We start from the raw sequence: 21,678 nt of genomic DNA on the forward strand, positions 1-21,678 counted from the left end.
AAGAAGGCAAAATAGCACATTTTGGAGGCGGTAGAAAATGCATCTTGTAGATCTAAATGGAAAATGGAAAATGAGACGTCTGCATGAGCCGAGCTGGCTGGAGGCTAGTGTGCCAGGTTCTGTCTATCACGATTTATTGAATGCCGGAGAAATGCCGGATCCGTTCTATCGTGAGCAGGAATATGAGGTTCTGGAATTATCCAATTACGATTACGAATATCAGCGTTGCTTTCAAGTGGAAGCTGAAGTGTTACAGCATGACCGCGTATTTCTGCTGTGTGAGGGGCTGGATACGTTATGCGAGCTTTTTGTGAATGGAACTAACATTCTGAACAGTGATAATATGCACCGGACGTATGAAGTGGACATTAAGTCAGTGTTGAAGCAAGGCGATAACACCATTCACGCGATTTTTCGTTCCCCAGTGGAATTTGCTCTGCGGAAGCAAGCGGAGCTGCCGCTTAGCAGTTGTGCTGATGCAGTGGAGGGAATATCCCATCTGCGCAAAGCACATTCCATGTTCGGCTGGGACTGGGGTCCGAAGCTGCCCGATCTTGGAATCTGGAGAAGTCTCTCCATTCAGGGGTATGACAGTGCCCGTGTTGACGATGTTTATATTACACAATTTCACGAGCCGGATAAGGTTACTCTGGATGTTCGGGTAAGAACAGAGAGCTGGCAGGAGGTTGAACGGGAAATCGTAGTCAGCGTTCACACTCCAGCAGGTGTGGCCGTTGAACGTCGTGTGTCCGAAACTGCGGGAGAAGATCATCATATTACACTGGAAATTATGGAGCCAGAGCTTTGGTGGCCGAATAATCTGGGTGCACAACCCCTGTATAACGTCGAGGTTGTACTGTTGCAGAAGGGACAGGAGCTGGATCGTCGAGAACTGCGGATTGGATTAAGAACGATTTCTGTGAAGCAGGAAGAAGACCAGTGGGGACAATCATTCGCTTTTGAAATCAACGGCGTACTTATCTTTTCTACAGGTGCCGATTATATTCTGGAAGATAATCTTCTACCTCGCGTGACTAAGGAGCGCACGGATCGCCTGCTCCAAAGCTGCGTGGCTGCTAACTTTAATACCATTCGTGTATGGGGTGGCGGTTATTATCCTGACGATTATTTTTATGATCTATGCGATGAATATGGGCTTATCGTCTGGCAGGATCATCTGTATGCCTGCGGGATCTATGCACTGACAGAATCTTTTGAGGACAATATCACACATGAGACGATCGACAACATGAAGCGCTTGCGCCATCACGCATCGTTAGGCTTGTGGTGCGGTAACAACGAACAGGAGATGGCTTGGGTCGATTGGGATTGGGAGAATCATTATTCGCTCCAGCTAAAGGCCGACTATATCAAGCAATATGAAGTGCTTCTGCCGGCTATCGCTAAGGAAGTTGATCCCAATACCTTCTACTGGCGTGCCTCTCCTTCCTCTAAAGGAAGCTTTGATAAACCGAATGACGAGAACTATGGAGACATGCATTACTGGGGCGTTTGGCATGGCAAGGAGCCTTTTACCGATTACCGGAAGCTCTATCCGCGTTATATGTCTGAGTTTGGCCTGCAATCCTTCCCAAGCTTGAAGACGATTGAATCCTTTACGTTGCCGGAGGATCGCAATATTTTCTCCTATGTCATGGAGTCCCACCAGAAGAACAATACCGGAAATGAGAAAATTCTCTATTATATCGGCGAGACCTACAAATATCCGAAGGATTTTGAATCTATTCTCTATGCGTCCCAGCTTATCCAAGCCGAAGGCATGCGCTGTGGCGTAGAGCATTGGCGTAGACATAGAGGGCGCTGCATGGGCGCATTGTATTGGCAGTTGAACGATTGTTGGCCGGTTGCTTCCTGGTCTAGCATCGATTATTATGGCCGGTGGAAAGCAATGCATTATACAGCTAGACGTTTTTTTGCTCCAGTTCTTGCTTCTGCACATGACGAAGGAACCGTAGTTTCCCTGCATGTCTCTAATGAGAGCAGAGAGAAGGTGAGCGGTGAATTAAGATGGAGACTGCTTACTCCGACATCAGAGGTTCTAATGGAAGGTGCGAAGTCGGTGAAGATTGAGGCTTTAAGCAGTGCCGAGTTCGATCGGCTTGATTTTGGTCATGTCTTGGATACAAAAGAGAAGAAACGTGAAGCCTATCTGGAATATGTATTTGAGGTAGAGGGGGAGACGATAAGCGGGGGAACCGTCTTGTTCGTTAAGCCGAAACATTTCAGCTTTGTTGATCCTGAGCTTGAAGCCGTACTCACTGAGGAAGCAGAACAATTCGTTATTACTGTGAAGTCAAAAGCATATGCCCGTTTCGTCGGACTTGATTTCAAGGAAAGAGATGCGATTTTCAGTGATAACTATTTCGACCTGTCAGCTGGCGTTTCAAGAACCGTTACGGTTGCTAAAAAAGATCTCGATAAACCAGCTACGGCTGAGGAACTGCGTGCCCAGCTTACTGTACGGTCCGTCTTTGATATTTAAGAAAAAGGTTATTTTCCTACTATATCCTAGGCTGTCAATCTCCAAATGACAGTTTGATGATATATATTCTAGTGGTTTAGATCCTGCGTATAGCTAGATCAATATTTTACTATAATAGGTATAGATATTAAGATTGTATACCCTTCCATTTCACTCTAAAATAGACTTCGAAGAAGCATTAATTACAAACAATAAACGTTCTATTGAGCTACCTTAAGGAGAGTGCAAACATATTATGGGTATTTATTATGATGACAACCGCAAGGTGTTTCATTTACAGTCTGAGAAATCCAGCTATATTATTGAATTGATCAAAGGTGTTATTCCAGCGCATGTCTACTGGGGCCCAAAATTGGCAGGGAGAGAATTTCAACATCCGTTGAATTTGGTGGAACGTTGCTCTTTTAGTCCAACTTATTTGCAGGAGGATAAGAATATCTCCCTCGACACCTTGCCAAGCGAATTCCCTTCTTATGGAAACGGTGATTTCCGCGAGCCGGCACTTGAGGTTCACCTAGTAGATGGCACGACCGTAACGGATTTCCGTTATAAGAGCCACACCATTAATAAAGGAAAACCTGCACTCAAGGGTCTGCCTGCTACTTATGTTGAAAGTGATGAAGAAGCAGAGACCTTGGAAATTGTACTGCAAGATGATAAAACAGGATTGATCGCTGCCTTGAGCTATACCGTATTTAACAATCAGGATGTTATAACACGTTCCGTGCGGATTGAGAATCTGGGTAAGGACAATCTGGTTCTGAAAAGAGTATTAAGCGCGAATGTTGACTTCCATGATTCTGACTATGACATGCTGCAATTATCCGGTACTTGGACTAGAGAACGCCATATTCACAAAAGACCACTCGTTCCTGGCATCCAGCGGATTGACAGCAAACGCGGCTCCAGCAGCCATCAGCAGAATCCTTTTATGGCCTTGCTTGCAAAAGATGCAACAGAGGATCATGGCGAAGTTTACGGGTTCAGCCTTGTGTATAGCGGAAGTTTCCTTGCCCAAGCAGAAGTGGATCAATACGGAATTTCCAGAGTAGGGATCGGTATTCAACCTTTTAACTTTCAGTGGTTGCTTGAACCGGGCGAATCCTTTCAGGCTCCAGAAGCCGTATTGGTAAGATCCAGTGAAGGGCTTGGTGGATTATCGAGAACCTATCACCGTCTGTATCGGACCCGATTATGCAGAGGTGAATTCCGCGATAGCAAGCGTCCTATTCTGATCAACAACTGGGAAGCGACTTATTTTAATTTTAATGCGGATAAAATCAAAGAAATTGCTAAAGCAGGCAAAGAGCTAGGCCTGGAGCTGTTCGTGCTGGATGACGGCTGGTTCGGCAAACGTGATAACGACGACAGCTCCCTGGGAGATTGGGTAGAGGATCGTCGCAAGCTGCCTGAAGGTCTTGGAAAGCTAGGCGAAGATATCACGGCAATGGGCATGGAATTCGGATTATGGTTCGAGCCAGAAATGGTATCGCCTGAAAGTGATCTTTACCGTGAACATCCAGACTGGTGTCTCCATGTACCTGGGCATAAAAGTTCATTAGCCCGCCAGCAGCTAGTGCTGGATTTATCCCGCAAGGATGTATGTGATTATATCGTCGAGTCAGTTAGCTCGGTATTATCATCCGCTCCGATTACTTATGTGAAATGGGATATGAACCGGAATATGACGGAGATTGGATCAGCGCTTCTTCCAGCCGAACGTCAACGCGAAACGGCACACCGTTATATCCTTGGACTTTATGATGTGCTGGAACGTATCGTTTCCCGTTTCCCTCATATTTTGTTCGAAAGCTGCTCTGGTGGTGGCGGACGATTTGATCCGGGGATGCTGTATTATATGCCACAGACCTGGACTAGCGATGATACGGATGCAGTGGAAAGATTGAAGATCCAATACGGAACAAGTATGGTGTATCCTGCGAGTTCAATGGGTGCGCATGTGTCGGCTGTTCCTAACCATCAGGTACATCGTATTACTCCTTTGGAGACACGTGGTCATGTCGCGATGTCGGGTAATTTCGGCTACGAGCTGGATTTGACCAAGCTTACTGAAGCTGAACGCGAGGATATCCGCAAGCAGGTTTCGGAGTACAAGGAACTGAGAATGCTGATTCAGTACGGTGATTTCTATCGACTGCTTAGTCCTTTTGAAGGAAACGAGACGGCATGGATGTTTGTTTCCGCTGATAAAAAAGAAGCCTTCGCCACCTACTTCCAAGTTCTGGCCGGGCCTAATCCACCGTTGCGCAGATTACGTCTGAAAGGACTCGACCCTGCAAAATCGTATAAGCTTGAGCTTAACGGCGGAGTATACAGAGGGGATGAGCTGATGCACTTCGGACTCACGATTCCACAGCTCGAGGGCGATTTCAGAAGCCTACTTTTCGTGCTTAGAGAAGTTTAATCAAAAAAGGAGGGTGCCCCGAAAGCCATTGGCTGCTGGGCACCTTCCTTTTTTTTCTCCTTTTTTGAGTTCTTTTGTGACTAGCTGCGCGCCCGAAGCTGTTATTGGATGAGGCGCTTTGCGAGATATGCTTACTTGGCCGGGGACTACCAGACGTGAATTAGTGCTACTTGCAAGTAGCTTGGCGCCACTGGAGCTGATTGTTTATACTGAAGCCGGCGGGCTCAAATTGGTGCACCATGTAAGTTGCTTACCCAGCCAACACAGTGCTATCGGACTCAAATGCCGCTAACCGCTCTCTTTCCACACATTTGGAGTTTTATCGGACCGCATAGTCGCTATTGACTCGAAAAGTACCTAATATGTACCTCTTTCGAAGGAATAGCTGCACTGGAGTCCGAAACTATGCTCAAAAGGCGGAAAATTGGCAAATAGCGTCATTGGGGTCCGAAAGTGGCGGTGGAGGGGGGACTCGGTGCTTTCGGACGCGAATTAGGGTGTTTAACAAGATGCTTACCTAGCCGGGGACTGCTGCACGCGAACTAGTACGACATGCAAGTTGCTTACCCGTCCAACACAGTGCTATCGGACTCATATGCCGCTAACCGCAGCCTTTTCACACATTTGGTGTTTTATCGGACCGCATAGTCGCTATTGGCCCGAAAAGTACCTAATATGCACCTCTTTCGAAGGAATAGCTGCACTGGAGTCCGAAACTGTGCTCAAAAGACAAAAAATTGGCAAATAGCGTCATCTGAGTCCGAAAGCGTCGGGGGATGGTTGTGACTCGGTGCTGCCGTACGCGAATTAGGGTGTTTAACAAGATGCTTCCCTAGCCGTGGGCTAGCGTACGCGAATTGGTGCACCATGTAAGTTGCTTACCCAGCCAACACAGTGCTATCGGACTCAAATGCCGCTAAGCGCAGTCTTTTCACACATTTGGAGTTTTATCGGACCGCATAGTCGCTATTGGCTCGAAAAGTACCTAACATGCACAACTTTCGAAGGAATAGCTGCACTGGAGTCCGAAACTGTGCTTAAAAGGCGAAAAATTGGCAAATAGCGTCATCTGAGTCCGAAAGCGGCGGTGGAGGGGGGACTCGGTGCTTTCGGACGCGAATTAGGGTGTTTAACAAGATGCTTACCTAGCCGGGGACTGCTGCACGCGAACTAGTACGACATGCAAGTTGCTTACCCGTCCAACACAGTGCTATCGGACTCATATGCCGCTAACCGCAGCCTTTTCACACATTTGGTGTTTTATCGGACCGCATAGTCGCTATTGGCCCGAAAAGTACCTAATATGCACCTCTTTCGAAGGAATAGCTGCACTGGAGTCCGAAACTGTGCTCAAAAGACGAAAAATTGGCAAATAGCGTCATTGAGGTCCGAAAGCGTCGGGGGATGGTTGCGAGTAGGTGCTATCGGACTCAAATGCCGCTAACCGCTCTCTTTCCACACATTTGGAGTTTTATCGGACCGCATAGTCGCTATTGGCTCGAAAAGTACCTAATATGCACCTCTTTCGAAGGAATAGCTGCACTGGAGTCCGAAACTGTGCTCAAAAGGCGAAAAATTAGCAAATAGCGTCATCTGAGTCCGAAAGCGGTGGGGGATGGTTTTGAGTTGGCGCTACCAAATCTGAATGGTTACTACTTGCATCCACCGGCCCCGAATTAGCACGCCACGCATGCCACTCAGCTCTATCGAAGCCGAACGGTTATGCCGAGCAACATCAATTTTCAAAAAACACATGTTTGGACAGGAACTCCAGATCCTGCTCACGGTAAGTGGAGGGGCTGACTCCAAAATAGGAACGAAAGACTTTGCCGAAATAGCTGGCATTGTCAAACCCGGTGTCCACAGCGATCTGGTAGATCGTCTGATCTGTTGTTTTCAGCATAGATGCTGCCAGCTCGATCCGTCTCCTTCTTAAATACTCAAAAGGCGAGAGATTGATGTTTTTTTGAAATAGCCTGCAAAGATGATGTTTGGAAATTCCAACATGTGCGGCGACATCGTCTAAGCTAAGGTTATTATTGTGCAGATCATTTTTCATAAATTGTATAGCAGCATGAAGTTTGTCATTTTTTATATAGGTGGTTAACAAATTCGGTTTCTTGAGGTATTTCTCCATGGACAATATCCACTGAAAGGTTTTCCCCGTTAGAAAATGCAAATCTCTTTCCTCATCAACCTGTATGTCCTTGAACATACTCCACAATAAATCCATCGGAACCGATTCCTGAGGGAGTTCTATAATGGGACCGCCATGTGCGATCAGCTGGTTCCAGAGTGAAATAGCTAGAGGTCCTCGTACATTCAGCCAAATAAATTCCCAAGGCTCTGTACCTTCCTCCGGATAATAATATCTGTGTATACTGGGGACAGTCACTAGGAAAGCTTTGCCCTTCGTTAATGGGTGAACAACCCCGTCTATTTCAATTCTACCCTCTCCAGATAAGGTGTACTGAAAAATAACACAACTTCTCTCCGTCCGGTTCTGGCCGTTGAATGAATATGCCGGAGTCTCGGCTTGTTCCCAGCCAATTGAATCAAACAGAAGCATAGAAGCTTGTTCTTCCGAGCGAATGGTGTAGGAGGAGCGCAACATTAGCAGGTTTCCTTTCCATGGTTCGTTACTTCATTCAAAGTGTAAACTTTTTTGCTGATCTGTTCAATTTTTGTTTCATTTAATCTGCTGTCTTCGATATTGATAAGGCGTAATGCCATACTGATCTTTGAACAGCTTAATGAAATATTGTGGCTTTTTGTAGCCGACTAGATGTGAAATATCGAGCACATGTAAGTTGGAATCGATCAATAACTTGGAGGCCTTTTCCAAGCGTTTAGAAGAAATGTAGCTCGATAAATTTTCGCCCGTCTCCTGCTTATAAAATTTGGACAGGTAAACAGGATGGAGGTGAACAATTTTCCCTAAGTCCTCCAGGCTCAAGCATTCACTAATATGATTGGAGATATAGGCTTGAATGGTATGAACAATATTTTGATTGGAAAATTTAGCGCTTCTATCTAATTGGGTGAGGCTCTGCAAGATGGATTGAAGAGCCGTATTTGGCTCTGATAATTGATTGAAAATCCAGTCTGCGGCCTCAGCTGATTGTATTTTAGCGGTTGTGGAATACAGCAAATTAATGAATTCGAGCAGGTAGAGGAGCTTTTGTTTTTTGACAGTGAGCTTGGCAAAGTTTTTTAAAATGTTTTTTCTGGTTTGCTCCCATTCTCCAAGCTCTAATTTAGGGAGAGCACTAGAGTCATGCAGCATAGTAAAGTCACTGGTACCTATATTTTCATTAAAAAAGAAATGATAAAAAATATGCCGAACAGCATGCTTTTGAGAAAATTCAAACGGCTCGGAAAAAGAAATGGAATCGACGCTGCTTGCCACAGTTTCGATATTTGATTCTGGAATAATTCCAGTAATGGCTGATGGAGTGGTCCAAATAAAGTCTCGTCCACCATTATGATCTTTTAACATCATTTCATCTTTCCCACTAGCCCCTGAGACATGAAAAAAGCAAAAATGCTCATTCCGGAAGGTAGAATCGAATGTACTGTAATCATTACGTATTGGGGAAGATTCGCTAATGACAGAAAGCAGGTAACCTAGCCCATCTATCTTTTTCTCTGCCACTGGGGTTTTTGAGGGTTTCTCAGCGATACTCTTAATAACTTGACTCATGGCTTTTTCCATATCCTCTTTATCTACCGGCTTGAGTAAATAATCCAAAGCGCCCAGACGGATGGCTTGCTGTGCATAATCAAATTGAGAATAACCGGAAAGAAAAATCACCTTGGTTTTGAGCTTTTTTTCATGAACATGATGCAGTAAATCAATGCCGGATACCTCGGGCATACGAATATCTGTAATAAGAATATCTATATGATTCTGATTCAATAGCTCCTTGGCTTCAATCGAATTTGTTGTCGTCTCAATATGCTCAATCCCAAATTTGTTCCAATCCAGCAGGTGTTTTAAATATTCAACGATGTAATGCCCGTCATCAACTATCAATAATCGCATATTGACCTCCTTCATCCAGCGAGAAATCTATGAATGCCAGCACGGATAAACCGCCCCAGTCATTGATGAAGAACCGCAGCCCGCTTAATTCACCATAAGCATTTTTGAGGCGATGATGAATGTTCCAAAGACCAATTCCTCTTGATCCTTCAGGGGGGGATTCATTCTCAAGTCTGGCCATTAGCTGGTGTATTTCCTCAGCAGTAAGCCCCTTACCGTCATCGGCAACAATAATTAACGCTCCAGTATCAAGTTCTTTTACATCTATAGTAACGCGATAAGCCCCTTGCTGTTCTTCAATCCCATGCTGAATCGCGTTCTCGACCATAGGCTGGATAATCAGTGGCATAATCAGATGCTCTCCCAGTTCAGGGGGCAGGTTGATTTCATAATTTATTTTTTTGGAAAGTGACATGATGGATAAAAAATGATCGGCAAGCTGCAATTCAGAAGCCAACGTAACATTATCTGAATTCATTTTTGTTAAATAACGATAGTACTCTGCTAAATGTTTGCTCATTTGCATTACGGCTTCCGGTGAAGTTTTTGCCACAGCCATAATGAAAAACAGATTATTGTAAAGAAAATGTGGATTGATCTGAGCCTGCAGCTGTTTCACTTCCGCGTTTCTGCGCAGCTCGGTTTCTATTTTTAATGAAGCGAATAAAGCCTGTATTTTGGCGACCATGTGGTTAAAGCTTTTAAATAGACTATAAAATTGATTGTCCGGGTTCTCACTAATTCTGGTGCTGTAATTCCCTTGTTCCACTTGGTAGAATTTCTTGTCGAGCAGATATACATTGCGATAATAGTTTCGATAGAACATAAAAATCACGATAAGGCCAATGATCAAGATCATTAAGATGCTGACAAAAAACACCTGTTTATTCCGGTTAAGCGGATTCAAAAAATCACTCATTCGCGTATAGGTAACTAGATACGTATCAATCGGCTCAATATACTTTGATAAAACATAATAATCGTCATCGTTGATATGATAGTCAAACTTTAGAATTTCATGTGCATTGGGTGTTATCGTCTCCTTGGCTTTTTCCTCGATTCGAATATCCACCGCTTTATTGCTAATCATCAAACTCTTGTTCACAAGCAAAAAGGCATTGGAGCTCTCACCGCCACTCACTGCTTTTTCTAAAAGACTTGTTAAATACTCCTTTTTCAGCTTAACGCCCACAATGTATTGAATATTGGCAGGATTCTTAGGCTCATGAATATAAGGGTAGATTGAAAAATAATACAAATTATTATTAACAATCTGCCAGCCTCGCTGCGTGACCTTCTGAAAGGGCTGTTTGGCAAGCGAATCATGACCCGTAAAAATAAAAGTGCCGTCCGATTTCCAGTAGATACCGATAGATTCAATCGCCTGACTGGAGAGAAGTGGTGCTGATATGCGGTCATAGATATCGTTTTTTTTCATCTGGGCATCGTAATTGTTCATCTCTTGTATTTTGCTTTGATAGAAACGTACGGAGGTGTCGGCTGTATATTGGATGCCATACAAACTTGCCTCAGAGATGATGCCATCCAGTATGCTTTCCGTATAAGCTAGCTGATTTTTGGAGGAGTTAACCAAGCTCTCTTGAATGGTTTTGGAACCTAGGGAGTTCATTACGAAAAACAAACTTAAGGTCAGTAAAAGGAAAAAAACGAAAAAATATATGAATCGTTTCATATTTACTTTTTTAATCATAAGCATTACTCCTGTCGCTAGGACTCGTGTGAATTCATCATAAGCCATATATTCCAAAAGAAAAAGGGAAGAGCTCTCGCAAAATGAAAGCGTTTATAAAGATGTTTAGCGAGTGGTTATGATATTTAATTTGAGACATTTTCGAATGAAAGCGCTTTTGTTAACATTAAACCAGAAAGAAATTAGCAGCCAAGAATGTAAAAGGGGGTAAGCACAATAGCACAGATAATGAATACCCAGCTCAAATGGAGTGAGAAAGCCAACGTTAAAAAAAGCAGAAAAAATCCTTGGAAAAAGGAAATCAAAAAAAATTGGCCATTGTATGTTTTATGTATCCCAGCTTTGGTATTCGTTCTAATTTTTGCCTACGGTCCTATGGTCGGATTAGTGATGGCCTTTCAGGATTACAAGCCCTGGCTTGGAATTACAGGTTCAACTTGGATTGGTTGGGATAACTTCGCAAGAATCTTTCAATATAAAGAGGCGACACAATCTATTATCAACACCCTCATTATTGCTGTAATCAAAATTATAGTGGGAATTATCGTTCCTATCTTTATGGCGATTCTGCTAAGCGAGATTAGAAACATGGGGATTAAAAAGAGTATTCAAACCTTGGTCTATTTACCGCATTTCCTCTCTTGGGTAACCGTTGCCGGAATCATGATTGATATCCTGGGTCTTGACGGGGGCATAAATCATTTTCTTACGAATTTCCTCGGACTAAAACCCATTTTCTTTTTGGGCGATCCTACGCTGTTCAGACCGACGATCATCATCAGTGATTTATGGAAAAACTTCGGATTTGGCATGATTGTTTACTTAGCGGTGATCACAGGGATCGACCCTTCTTATTATGAGGCCGCCGAGATAGACGGCGCGTCACGCCGCCAACAAATACGACATGTTACCTTACCGAGTATGATGCCGATGATCATCGTAATTGCGACGTTAAGCCTTGGAAATATTTTGGATGCAGGATTTGACCAAATCTTTAACTTATACAATCCACTCGTATATAGTACGGGAGATATCATCGATACTTATGTTTACCGGTCATCCTTATTGAATGGCCAATACGGTTTTGGTACCGCTGTTGGGTTGTTTAAATCTGGCATCAGTTTCATTTTAATCGTAATTTCCTATCGAATTGCTTACAAGGTAGCTAACTACAAAATATTTTAAGTCGAAGTTGTTAAGCTTTCAAAACAGTTAGGAGGAATGGGAGTGTATTATAAATCCAAGGGATATAGGATATTTTCGATTTTCAATCATATCCTCCTGATTCTAGTAGCCTTATCGTGTTTATTGCCTATGCTTCATTTGCTAGCACAATCATTTAGCAGTAAGACAGCGGTAAATGGGAATTTGGTATCCTTTTGGCCGGTGGACTTTAATATCGAAGCCTATGTGAAAACTTTTAAAAACACGAATTTTACAGGCTCCATGAGAATCTCAGTGGTCCGGACGGTGCTGGGGACGTTAATTAGCATGTTTATTATTACAACGGCAGGGTATGCCTTGTCCAAAGATTTCCGTGGGCGTAATGCTTTAATGTGGATTTTTATATTCACGATGTTGTTTTCCGGTGGATTGATTCCTTCTTATATATTGGTTACGAAACTTGGGCTCAAGGATACGATCTGGTCGCTCGTTCTTCCCGGTGCCTTCGGAGCTTACAATTTGATTCTGATTATGAATTTCTTTAAAACAATCCCTAAGGCGCTTGAAGAGGCGGCATTTATCGATGGGGCTTCGTTCTTCGTCATTTTCCGGAAAATCTATCTTCCACTTTCCCTTCCCGGTCTAGCAACCGTCGGATTGTTTATCATGGTAGGGAGCTGGAACGCATGGTTTGATGGGATTTTGTATATGTCGAATACAACGGACTATCCGTTAGCTTCATTCTTACAGACTGTAGTTGTACAAGGTTCAGCGCAGAGTATGGCACTTAGTCAATCAGAAGCAGCCGCGTTGTCAGAACAGAGTATCAAAGCTGCGCAAATTTTTATTAGCACACTGCCCATTATCCTTGTGTACCCATTTCTACAGAAGTACTTTGTCAAAGGCATCGTTCTGGGTGCTGTAAAAGAATAACGTGACCAACATATAAAACTTAAATTCAAAGGAGCTTATTGATGAAAAAAACAGGGGCCTTAATAACGACTACAGTATTGATGGCAGGATTGCTAGCGGGCTGCGGCTCAAACGGTAAAGAATCTAATGCGGCAGAAGCGGTTCTCAAAGACGGCAAATACGATCCTCCTATTACTATCAACATCGCCAAGCAACAAGATGAGAATGCCGGTAAATATATCAACGGGGAGAGCTTAAATGATAATGTGTTGACCCGCTGGGGTGTCGAGAATCTAGGGATTAACATCCAAACTACTCTTTTGGGCGGTGATGCCTCCCAATATAATACGAAACTTCGTTTAGCGCTCACTGGTTCCGAGAAGCTCCCAGATGTTTTGCCAGTGTATGACACCTCACTAGAAAATGATTTGATTCAATCAGGACTTGTAAAAGATATTGCGGAAGACATAAACAAATACATGCCTGAGCGTCTGAAAGAAATATATAAACAATATCCAACAACGTTCAACCCGGTTATCCAGAATGGCAAGGTTTATGGGATGGCGATTTCGCCCAATCTTACTGAAGGTGAAGTTATGCTTATCCGTCAAGATTGGTTAGATAAATTAAATTTAAAAGCGCCAACAAATATAGATGAATTTGAACAGGTTATCGCTGCCTTTACGAATGATGATCCGGACGGTAACGGAAAAAATGATACTTATGGATTTGATTTCTCGGGAAAAGATTCATACAACACGGGCTGGGTAAGCGACTCTGTAATGATTTTTAGTGCTTATACAGGGAAGAGTCTCCCCGGCCAATGGTATAACGACAATGGTAAACTCACTTACGGTTCCGTCGCTGATGGGACAAAAGATGCGTTAGCTAAACTACGCGATTGGTACTCGAAAGGGTATTTAAATAAAGAGTTGGCTACACAGGGTGCATGGGATGCACTGGCGGATTTCACTGAAGGTAAAGCAGGGATTATTATTGGCCGTCCTTGGCTGTACGGCAGTGTTAAAGATGTGGAAACTAACGTAAAAGGGGCTAAAATCAAAGCTTACCCAACAATCAACGGTGTAAGTGGGGATCGAACCTACCAATCCGGTCAACAGAACGATGGTGTCTTTATGTTTAATAAAGACTTCAACAATATGGAAGCTTTCTTCTTGTATTATGACAAGCTTTACGATGCAGCATTTGGTACCGGAGATTTCAAATATGGTTATGCTCAGGGATATGATTATGACATCGTAGGCGATGAAGTGGTATTCGATTCAAAAAAATTCAACACTCCTTTGGATGCCGCTCAAGGTGTAGGGAAAATGGCTTTTACCAAAAATACACCTAGTGTTGATGGTCCAGGTAAATCTTTTTATGATCTTTCCAAAGGTGCAAAAGCCGAGAATGGGGTCTTGATCAGATCGGCTTCAAATGATGAAACAGCCAAAGAGGGATATGTGATTTCCTATGAGAATAGAGAGTCGCTGCTTCCAAATGCATTTAACGGTCCTCCTACCAAGACTATGCAGACAACCTGGGAACAACTGAATACGATGGAAAAGGAAACCTTCACCAAAATTATTTACAGTAAAGAGCCGCTAACTGCGTACGATGACTTCGTGAAGCAATGGCATGACAAAGGCGGTACGAAAATTTCCGAAGAAATCAACGAATGGTATAACAATGCTAGCAAGGTGGATGTGATGTCTCAGATGGGATTGAAATAAGTTCGCAAGAACAGCAGGTTCAGTTAAGGTCATCCTTGGCCGAACCTGCTTTTTTGTATAAAAATCTGATCCTCTGGAGGATAATCATGGACGGAAACGCGAATACAGTCACCCTACTAAATAGCGCTCCACTTCTGGATATGAGCGGAAATCCTGTACATGCACATGGTGGACATATGCTCTATACGGATGGATATTATTACTGGTTTGGTGAGAACCGGATGGATCGGCGGAGAGTAAGCTGCTACCGATCTGTGGATCTAGTGAATTGGGAATGGCGCAATGATGTGCTCACACTCGATTCACCGGTACAGCCGATTTATCATCGCACCACATTAGAGCTTGAACCCTTGGACAGGGAGGGTCGCCAAACGGGTGCGGTAATTGAGCGCCCAAAAGTACTTTACAACAAACTTACAGGGAGATTTGTTATGTGGATGCATTGGGAAAATGGACGCGACTACTCTGATGCGCGCTGCGCGATCGCTGATTGCGGGACGGTAGATGGGGATTATGTTTACCGGGGCAGCTTTAATCCGATAGGTAACATGTCTCGTGACTGCACCTTGTTCCAGGATGACGATGGGACGGCTTATTTTATCTCCGCGGCAAGGGAAAATGCTGATCTTATTATGTATCGTCTGTCACCTGATTACCTCAGCATAGAAGAACAGGTCAAGACCTTGTGGCCCGGACAAGCGCGTGAAGCACCTGCATTAATGAAACGTCAGGGTGTATATTTCCTCATCTCGTCCGCCTGTACGGGCTGGTTGCCTAACCAAGGAACCTATGCCTGGTCCGAGGAATTATTTGGTCGTTGGTCACCCTTGCTGCCTTTGGGCGACATCACTACATACGACAGCCAGCCTGCTTTTATAGTTCCTATTGTAGGAACAGACAATGACCAGTGCTCCTACCTGTATGTTGGGGATCGCTGGGACCCTGCGGATTATTATGCCTCTTCCTATGTATTTCTGCCGCTCAGCTTTCCTTCTGACCGGGAAATGAAGCTTGACCGGGAAATGAAGCTTGACTGGGCAGAGCGAACCGTGATTGACCTTAGGAAGGGAATCGTAGCTGTGGAATGCGGCTCTGGTAGTGGTCTGTTCAGATTGAAAAGCTTAGGAATGGGGCTTTATCTGGCGGCGGGAAATCAATCTATTGAACATGAGGAGACCCTGAACGTCGAAGTCCGTACGATTTCGTATGAAGATCAGCAGCAGAGATGGACGGTTGAATACGGGGAGAAGGGCAGGGCAAGAATTCGAAACAATGTAAAGGTCTTATCTATTGGCCCGTTGAATTCCTTGCTGCTGGAGCCTATTCGGGACAACGAAGATCAGTTTATATGGTTGCTTACAGAGACAGAAGCAGGTTCACTGACTATTGGGAGCAATGACGGAAGAGTTCTTACCGTAGCAGGAGAACAGCATGGGGGCTGGGGTTGTGTGTTTCTTGAATCCAAACGCTGCCATGATCCCCGTATAGGTGCAGACCCGCAGCTTTTTCAACTGATTTCAGTAAGGTAAACAGTTTAGAGAAAAGAGGTATACCGATGAGTTTATCTGTCTCCTTCCCTATGGAATGGTTTAAAAGTGCCCCTCATACACAACTTACTGCGACTTCCTCTGAGGCGTTTCAGTTAATCACTACACCAGAAGGTGGTGGATTTGAGCTTCAGCCAGGGCAGCTGGAATCCGCCGCTTGGTGCGATTATGGTTTCGTTAATGCGGAGGTTTACCATGAAAGCCATGATGTTCTGGTGCTGTTATTCAGTTTTTATGATCGGGATCATCGCGTCATTACTTATCATGTAGGAATTTTACCTGGTGTGCGTACGAAAATTTGTTTACCCTTGATTCATTTAAATGGGGAGAAGTTGTTCCTTCCCCGTTATCCGGGTGTGATGCAGACAGTACTGCGGGGAGATGCAGGCATCGATCGCAAGCATATCACCCGATTCTCTATCGCTACTCTCCCTTCAACAACAAGTAGAGCTGTGCAAATTAGTGGCTTGGCTCTAAGTTTAACTGAGCCTGCCTTTGAGTATGAACAGCAACCATATATAGATGATCTGGGCCAATTAAAGGGAAGGGATTGGCCAGGGAAAACGGTTGATGCAGAAGCGTTGACGGAACGGCTGCGCGCAGAGCGGCAACTTGCGGCACAAGTTGATCACAGTGGAGGTGACCTCAGCAGGTACGGGGGTTGTAGGGCGCTAAGATTTGCGGAAACTGGATATTTCCGCACGGAGTTTGACGGCAGCCGCTGGTGGTTCGTTGATCCAGAGGGTTATGCCCTGTTTAGTACGGGGATGGACTGTGTGGGTCCAGCCTGTTCTATGCATGTAACTGGCATGGAACACTTGATACCCTCGTTGCCGGAGCGGGAAGGAATCTATCAAGAAGCTTGGTCACAGGATGGCGAGGAATTCAGCTTCGAGATTGCTAATCTGATCACTGCTTTTGGGGCGGAGTGGCGTTCTAACTGGGTGGCTATGACGAATTTCCGCTTACAACAATGGGGATTCAACACCATCGGTAACTGGTCCAATGATCTTTTCATTAAGGAATCTCAGCTTCCGTATGTTTATCCTCTAGTGGACTTTCCTATGACGGAGCAATCTATTTTCCGGGACTTCCCGGATGTGTTTAGCCCGGAGTATGAGCGGAATGCCGGGAGCTTTGCGGAGCAGCTTCTTCCATTAAGGGAAGACCAGAGAATGGTCGGTTATTTCATGCGCAATGAGCCGCATTGGGCATTCGTGGATGGGTTGAATTTGACCGGGCAGATGCTGAAATCTCCGGTCCGTTATGCCAGTAAGAAGGAATTCATTCGCTGCCTTGCAGGAAAGTACAAAACAGTGGAGCAATTAAACATGGCGTGGGATAGCGTTTTTGAAGAATTCGAGGATTTATACGATGTATCGAATGTGAATGTAACCGGGGATAATCTCACTTCTGCCCGAGAAGTGGATTATAACCTGTTCAACCGGATCATGATCCGGCGGTATGTAGAAGTGCCAGCCCGTCTTTGCAAGCAGACGGATCCGAATCATCTGAATTTGGGAATGCGTTATGCCTGGGTTGGCAGTGATGAAGTGCTGGAGGGCTGCGAATGGTTTGATGTATTCTCTATGAATTGCTATCAGTTCAGTCCTGACAAGGAACAGATCGCCCAGATCAGCGGACGACTGAACAAACCAGTCATGATTGGGGAATATCATTTTGGTGCGGCTGAAGGCGGCATGTTGGCTTATGGGATCCGTGCGGTGGCAACTCAGAAGGAGCGCGGTGAAGCTTACCGTTATTATGTAGAGCAGGGGGCAGCCATCCCGCAGCTGATCGGAGTTCATTATTTTCAATGGAATGATCAGCCTGTGCTTGGACGTTATGACGGAGAAAACTATCAAATCGGCGTAGTGGATGTCTGCAACCGTCCATATGAACCTTTCGTGCAAGCAGCGAAAAAGGCCCATGACCAGATGTATCAGGTGCGGACGGGGAGGACAGCACCCTATAATATTGTGCCAATAGAGATTCCGAAAACGGGATTCTGATTGCAAATCTTTACAACAAAAAGGCCCCTAGCCAATGGGGGCCTTTTTTGTCCTCTCCTCTGCAATGTAGCCCCTTTATAAGCCAAGGCCGGAGGAGGGGAGTGAATCATCACGGGAATAGCGCTTGCGGTATTCCCCCGGAGTTATTCCGGCACAACGTTTGAACATACGGATGAAGGAATTTACGTTCTGATAACCAACCTGAAGCGCGATATCCTGAATCCGCAGTTCCAGATTCATTAGCAGCTCTTTGGCCCGCTCAATCCGCAGATTGTTCAGATATTCACTGAAGTTGATGTTTGTTTTCTCTTTAAAAATGCTGGACAGGTAACCTGGAGTTAAATTCAACTTGTCTGCTACTAGGTTGAGGTTGATGTCCTCGCCGTAATGTTTGTCTAAGTAATCCAGCACAAAGCTGATAATGGGGTCGCGCGACTCCGAGCGGTTACTGATGACCACGAGCACAGGACGAACCAGATCACGCAGCCATTCCTTGTATTGATCCATTGAGTGGAAAGCGTTAAATGGCTCTAGTCGGGGTGGTAAGAGACGCTCCGCTTCCGCTTGGGGCAGATTCAGCTTCGTCACCGTTTTGCTCGTCTGTTCCGCTGCTCCCAAGGCAAATGCCCGAAAATCCGCCGCCGCTGCGTCCTTGTGCTGCAGCTGCTCCAGCTGACGATCCAGCCAAACGAATACAGCCTCCTCATTGCCAGACTGCAGCAGATTGTGCAGCTCCTCTCCGTGGGTCACCTTTAAATGAAAGGATTTGGCGGACGAGGCTCTAGGTTCTACGATAATTTGTGTTTCCCCGTTCAATCTACGCTCATTTAACAACATCGATAGATTATTGTAGGCATCGGTAAATGAGGTTTCGCCTGAATATACCGGACTTACAGCAATAGTCAGGTATAAGGATGTCTCCGAATCCAGCAGTTCTTTCAGTGTATCAAGAGCCTGCAGAAAACTGCTCTGCGGTCCGGGGTTGAACAGGAGCAGCAAGAGCTGATCCTGCTCCGGCTGGAGTGCGACGCTGTCGCTTTCACCTCCGGTGATCAAGGTTTGGATTAGTTTCCATAACATCAGTGTGTGTTTCTCAAATTCGTCCGGCAAGGTTTTGAAGCTGACCTTGAACAGAATGGAGGCATAGGGTAGTTCGGATTGCCGGACATCTTCAAGCTCCGCAAGACTTTTACTCAGCGGGATATTTTTCACTTTATGAGTGTAGGCATATTGGCGTACCAGTGAGTTCTTATGATCAAGATCGGTCTGGATGAATCGGTTATTCTCCAAAATGGAGCTCAGGCGGTCGCCGATAATGGCGAATTCCTTCACACTGCTCAATTTTTCTGGCCGGCTGCCCGCTTTACGGTCCAAGGCACCAATCAGGCGCTGGAGCGGCTGGTTAAGCCGATGGCTGAAGATCAGGGATGAGAGAACACTGATCAGTACTGCCGCAGAGAGTAACACAGCCAGCAATAGCTGCATACCACGCATTTCCGCGGCAATAGCCGCCACCTCGGTCACTCGGATATAGGTGAATCCGGTTTGTTTACCTTTTTCATAGAAGTAATATTGATCTCCGACCCGCTCATGGGCATTGCTACTTTCCGGAAGCTGGCTTGTTTGCAGTTTAACATCTGATGTAGAGAACAATAAATTATCTTGTGCATCCAGAATATAGAATGGGGTATTGCCGGCATCACCGTAGGTATCCTGCATCAGCTGCGGATTCAGCATGACAATCCCATACACTTCCTCATAAGGAATCGCTTTGACCAGCACTGGCATTAACCTTCCGAGCGTACGGGTGGAATGTATAGTTTTCTCGGTAAAGGTTACGGCGGGCATGACTTTTAAAAATTGATTGTCCATCGTTTGCCGGCTCCAGTACTCCGGAGGGTATTCTGCACTGAAGTAGTATTTACCGAACATATCTGCGGCGCTGCTTAGGCCCTCCCTCTCCAGTACATAATTTTCCTTTTTAAAATAAAGAATGAAATTTTCGATATGCAGAAAAGGATTAGCATACAAAGTTGAGAGATCCGATGTCACTTCTGCCGGGATATCATATCGACGGTTCTCTTTGAGGTGGCTTAAAATGCCCAGATTGGCGGTCCATGAATCGGATTGGGTGAGGGCAAGAATCATGTTCTGGGTCAACCGGAAATGATTTTCGTAGCCTTCGACCGTTTGTGCGAGTCCAAGCTCATTTTGACGGATCATCTCCTTATAGATTTTTCCACTTAAATACAGATGGGAGAACAGATTAAATGATGCCAAAATCAAGATGACACTGAGGAAGCTTAGCATCAGCTTAACGAACAGGGCATTCAGCGCAAATTTGCCTGTAACGGATCCCTTCATATGTAGCCCCCTTTGGATGCACCCGTAAATGAATTGGATTAATTCTATCATAGCGGCAAAAAGCTAACACCAACAATATGCAATTTTGCTGATTTGTACGCTATTCTATGGAAATCCGCAGTTAAGGCGAAATGTTATATAACATGTAGATAGCGCTTTCCAAAGAAATGCAGCTATAATTCGGAGATAAATCCCAGAAAAAAGGGGGAAGTAATCTGACATCTATATGATTTATGATCATTTTAACAAGAGGAGACATGCATATGGCTCAAGCTAGCGTAGTGCAGGACAAAATGCGAAAGAAAGTGCACCGGCGACCCCAACGACCTCAACGCCACAAAGCGGGAATCCTTCGAACGTGGAATAAAAACAAGGCGCTCTGGCTGCTGTTCCTGCCGTGCCTGTTGTATTATTTGATCTTCCGCTATGCACCGATGTTTGGATTAGTTATCACTTTCAAGGATTACAATCTTTTTAAAGGAATTTGGGCCAGCGATTGGGTGGGACTCAAATATTACAGGATGTTTATTGAGAATCCCGATTTTTGGCCGCTGATGAAAAATACTTTTCTGCTTGGTTTATATAAGCTGTTTTTCGGCTTCCCGGCACCAATTCTACTGGCGATTCTGCTTAATGAGGTGCGCAAGGCTGCTTTCAAACGTGTTGTGCAGACCGTCAGCTATCTTCCGCATTTTATCTCAAATGTCATTGTAGCCAGTATGGTGATCATGTTTTTATCCCCAACCGGAGGGCTGATTAATAATCTGCTTGGTGCCATAGGGATTGGACCGATCAATTTCATGAACGAACCTGGATTGTTCCGCGGTATTTATGTCCTGTCGGAGATCTGGCAGCATATCGGCTGGGAGACCATTATCTACTTGGCCGCGTTGACCGCTATCGACCCGCAGCTGTATGAAGCTGCTGATATGGACGGAGCCAGCCGCATGCGTAAAATATGGCATGTCACCTTGCCCGGCATTTCACCCGCCATCGTGATCACCTTGATTCTTAATATCGGTAAAGTGCTCGAGATTGGCTTCGAGAAGGTGTTCCTGATGCAGAACCCGGCGATCTACGACACAGCGGATATTATCAGTACTTATGTCTATAGGGTGGGTATGGTGCAGGGGAACTTCAGCTATGGCGCTTCTATTGATCTCTTCATGGGCGTGATTAGCTTGATCTTCATCTATACAGCAAATTACATCAGCCGTCGTGTAAGCGAGACAAGTTTATGGTAGAAAAGAGGTGTGGTG

Annotated in this window: 12 protein-coding genes; 8 read left to right on the forward strand and 4 right to left on the reverse strand. The window is 44.9% G+C overall.

The window, feature by feature from the left end; genetic code table 11:
• Positions 1 to 37: 37 nt before the first annotated feature.
• A complete protein-coding gene (locus MKY63_RS18785) occupies positions 38 to 2,503 on the forward strand; it encodes a glycoside hydrolase family 2 protein (protein ID WP_339809569.1) in 2,466 nt (821 codons plus the stop codon).
• 235 nt (positions 2,504 to 2,738) lie between these two features.
• Positions 2,739 to 4,928: an alpha-galactosidase gene (locus MKY63_RS18790; protein ID WP_339809571.1), complete on the forward strand. Its 2,190-nt coding sequence runs from the start codon at positions 2,739 to 2,741 to the stop codon at positions 4,926 to 4,928.
• Positions 4,929 to 6,663: 1,735 nt separating this feature from the next.
• On the opposite strand, the gene MKY63_RS18795 is transcribed toward MKY63_RS18790, so the two are convergent.
• The 3 genes from MKY63_RS18795 to MKY63_RS18805 all read right to left on the reverse strand — a co-directional run bounded on the left by MKY63_RS18795 (position 6,664) and on the right by MKY63_RS18805 (position 10,684).
• Entirely contained in the window at positions 6,664 to 7,542 is an 879-nt protein-coding gene (locus MKY63_RS18795; RefSeq protein WP_036683178.1) for an AraC family transcriptional regulator, read from the reverse strand.
• 75 nt (positions 7,543 to 7,617) lie between these two features.
• Positions 7,618 to 8,973 (reverse strand): response regulator, encoded by a 1,356-nt coding sequence (locus tag MKY63_RS18800; RefSeq protein ID WP_339809573.1) that lies wholly within the window; start codon positions 8,971 to 8,973, stop codon positions 7,618 to 7,620.
• The gene (locus tag MKY63_RS18805) at positions 8,954 to 10,684 is read right to left on the reverse strand and encodes a histidine kinase (protein WP_076219545.1); all 1,731 of its coding nucleotides are present in this window, start codon (positions 10,682 to 10,684) and stop codon (positions 8,954 to 8,956) included. The genes MKY63_RS18800 and MKY63_RS18805 overlap by 20 nt, the downstream gene beginning before the upstream one ends.
• Before the next feature lie 300 nt (positions 10,685 to 10,984).
• On the opposite strand from MKY63_RS18805, the gene MKY63_RS18810 reads away from it, so the two are divergent.
• The 5 genes from MKY63_RS18810 to MKY63_RS18830 all read left to right on the forward strand — a co-directional run bounded on the left by MKY63_RS18810 (position 10,985) and on the right by MKY63_RS18830 (position 18,055).
• Positions 10,985 to 11,869 (forward strand): ABC transporter permease subunit, encoded by an 885-nt coding sequence (locus MKY63_RS18810; protein ID WP_036683235.1) that lies wholly within the window; start codon positions 10,985 to 10,987, stop codon positions 11,867 to 11,869.
• 36 nt (positions 11,870 to 11,905) lie between these two features.
• Positions 11,906 to 12,781 (forward strand): carbohydrate ABC transporter permease, encoded by an 876-nt coding sequence (locus MKY63_RS18815; protein ID WP_036683169.1) that lies wholly within the window; start codon positions 11,906 to 11,908, stop codon positions 12,779 to 12,781.
• Between the two features lie 41 nt (positions 12,782 to 12,822).
• Positions 12,823 to 14,496, forward strand: coding sequence for a hypothetical protein (locus MKY63_RS18820; RefSeq protein ID WP_076100980.1), 1,674 nt, complete (start codon positions 12,823 to 12,825; stop codon positions 14,494 to 14,496).
• Positions 14,497 to 14,582: 86 nt separating this feature from the next.
• Positions 14,583 to 16,025 (forward strand): family 43 glycosylhydrolase, encoded by a 1,443-nt coding sequence (locus MKY63_RS18825; protein WP_339809577.1) that lies wholly within the window; start codon positions 14,583 to 14,585, stop codon positions 16,023 to 16,025.
• 26 nt (positions 16,026 to 16,051) lie between these two features.
• The gene (locus tag MKY63_RS18830; protein WP_339809579.1) at positions 16,052 to 18,055 is read left to right on the forward strand and encodes a beta-galactosidase; all 2,004 of its coding nucleotides are present in this window, start codon (positions 16,052 to 16,054) and stop codon (positions 18,053 to 18,055) included.
• Between the two features lie 75 nt (positions 18,056 to 18,130).
• On the opposite strand, the gene MKY63_RS18835 is transcribed toward MKY63_RS18830, so the two are convergent.
• Entirely contained in the window at positions 18,131 to 20,419 is a 2,289-nt protein-coding gene (locus MKY63_RS18835; RefSeq protein WP_339809581.1) for an AraC family transcriptional regulator, read from the reverse strand.
• A 293-nt stretch (positions 20,420 to 20,712) separates the two neighbouring features.
• Here MKY63_RS18835 and MKY63_RS18840 point away from each other — a divergent pair, with 293 nt between their 5' ends.
• Positions 20,713 to 21,663, forward strand: coding sequence for an ABC transporter permease subunit (locus MKY63_RS18840; RefSeq protein ID WP_051491278.1), 951 nt, complete (start codon positions 20,713 to 20,715; stop codon positions 21,661 to 21,663).
• The last annotated feature ends 15 nt before the right edge of the window (positions 21,664 to 21,678 follow it).

It is taken from the genome of Paenibacillus sp. FSL R7-0189, assembly GCF_037969925.1.
GTDB classification, from domain to species: domain Bacteria; phylum Bacillota; class Bacilli; order Paenibacillales; family Paenibacillaceae; genus Paenibacillus_AQ; species Paenibacillus_AQ odorifer.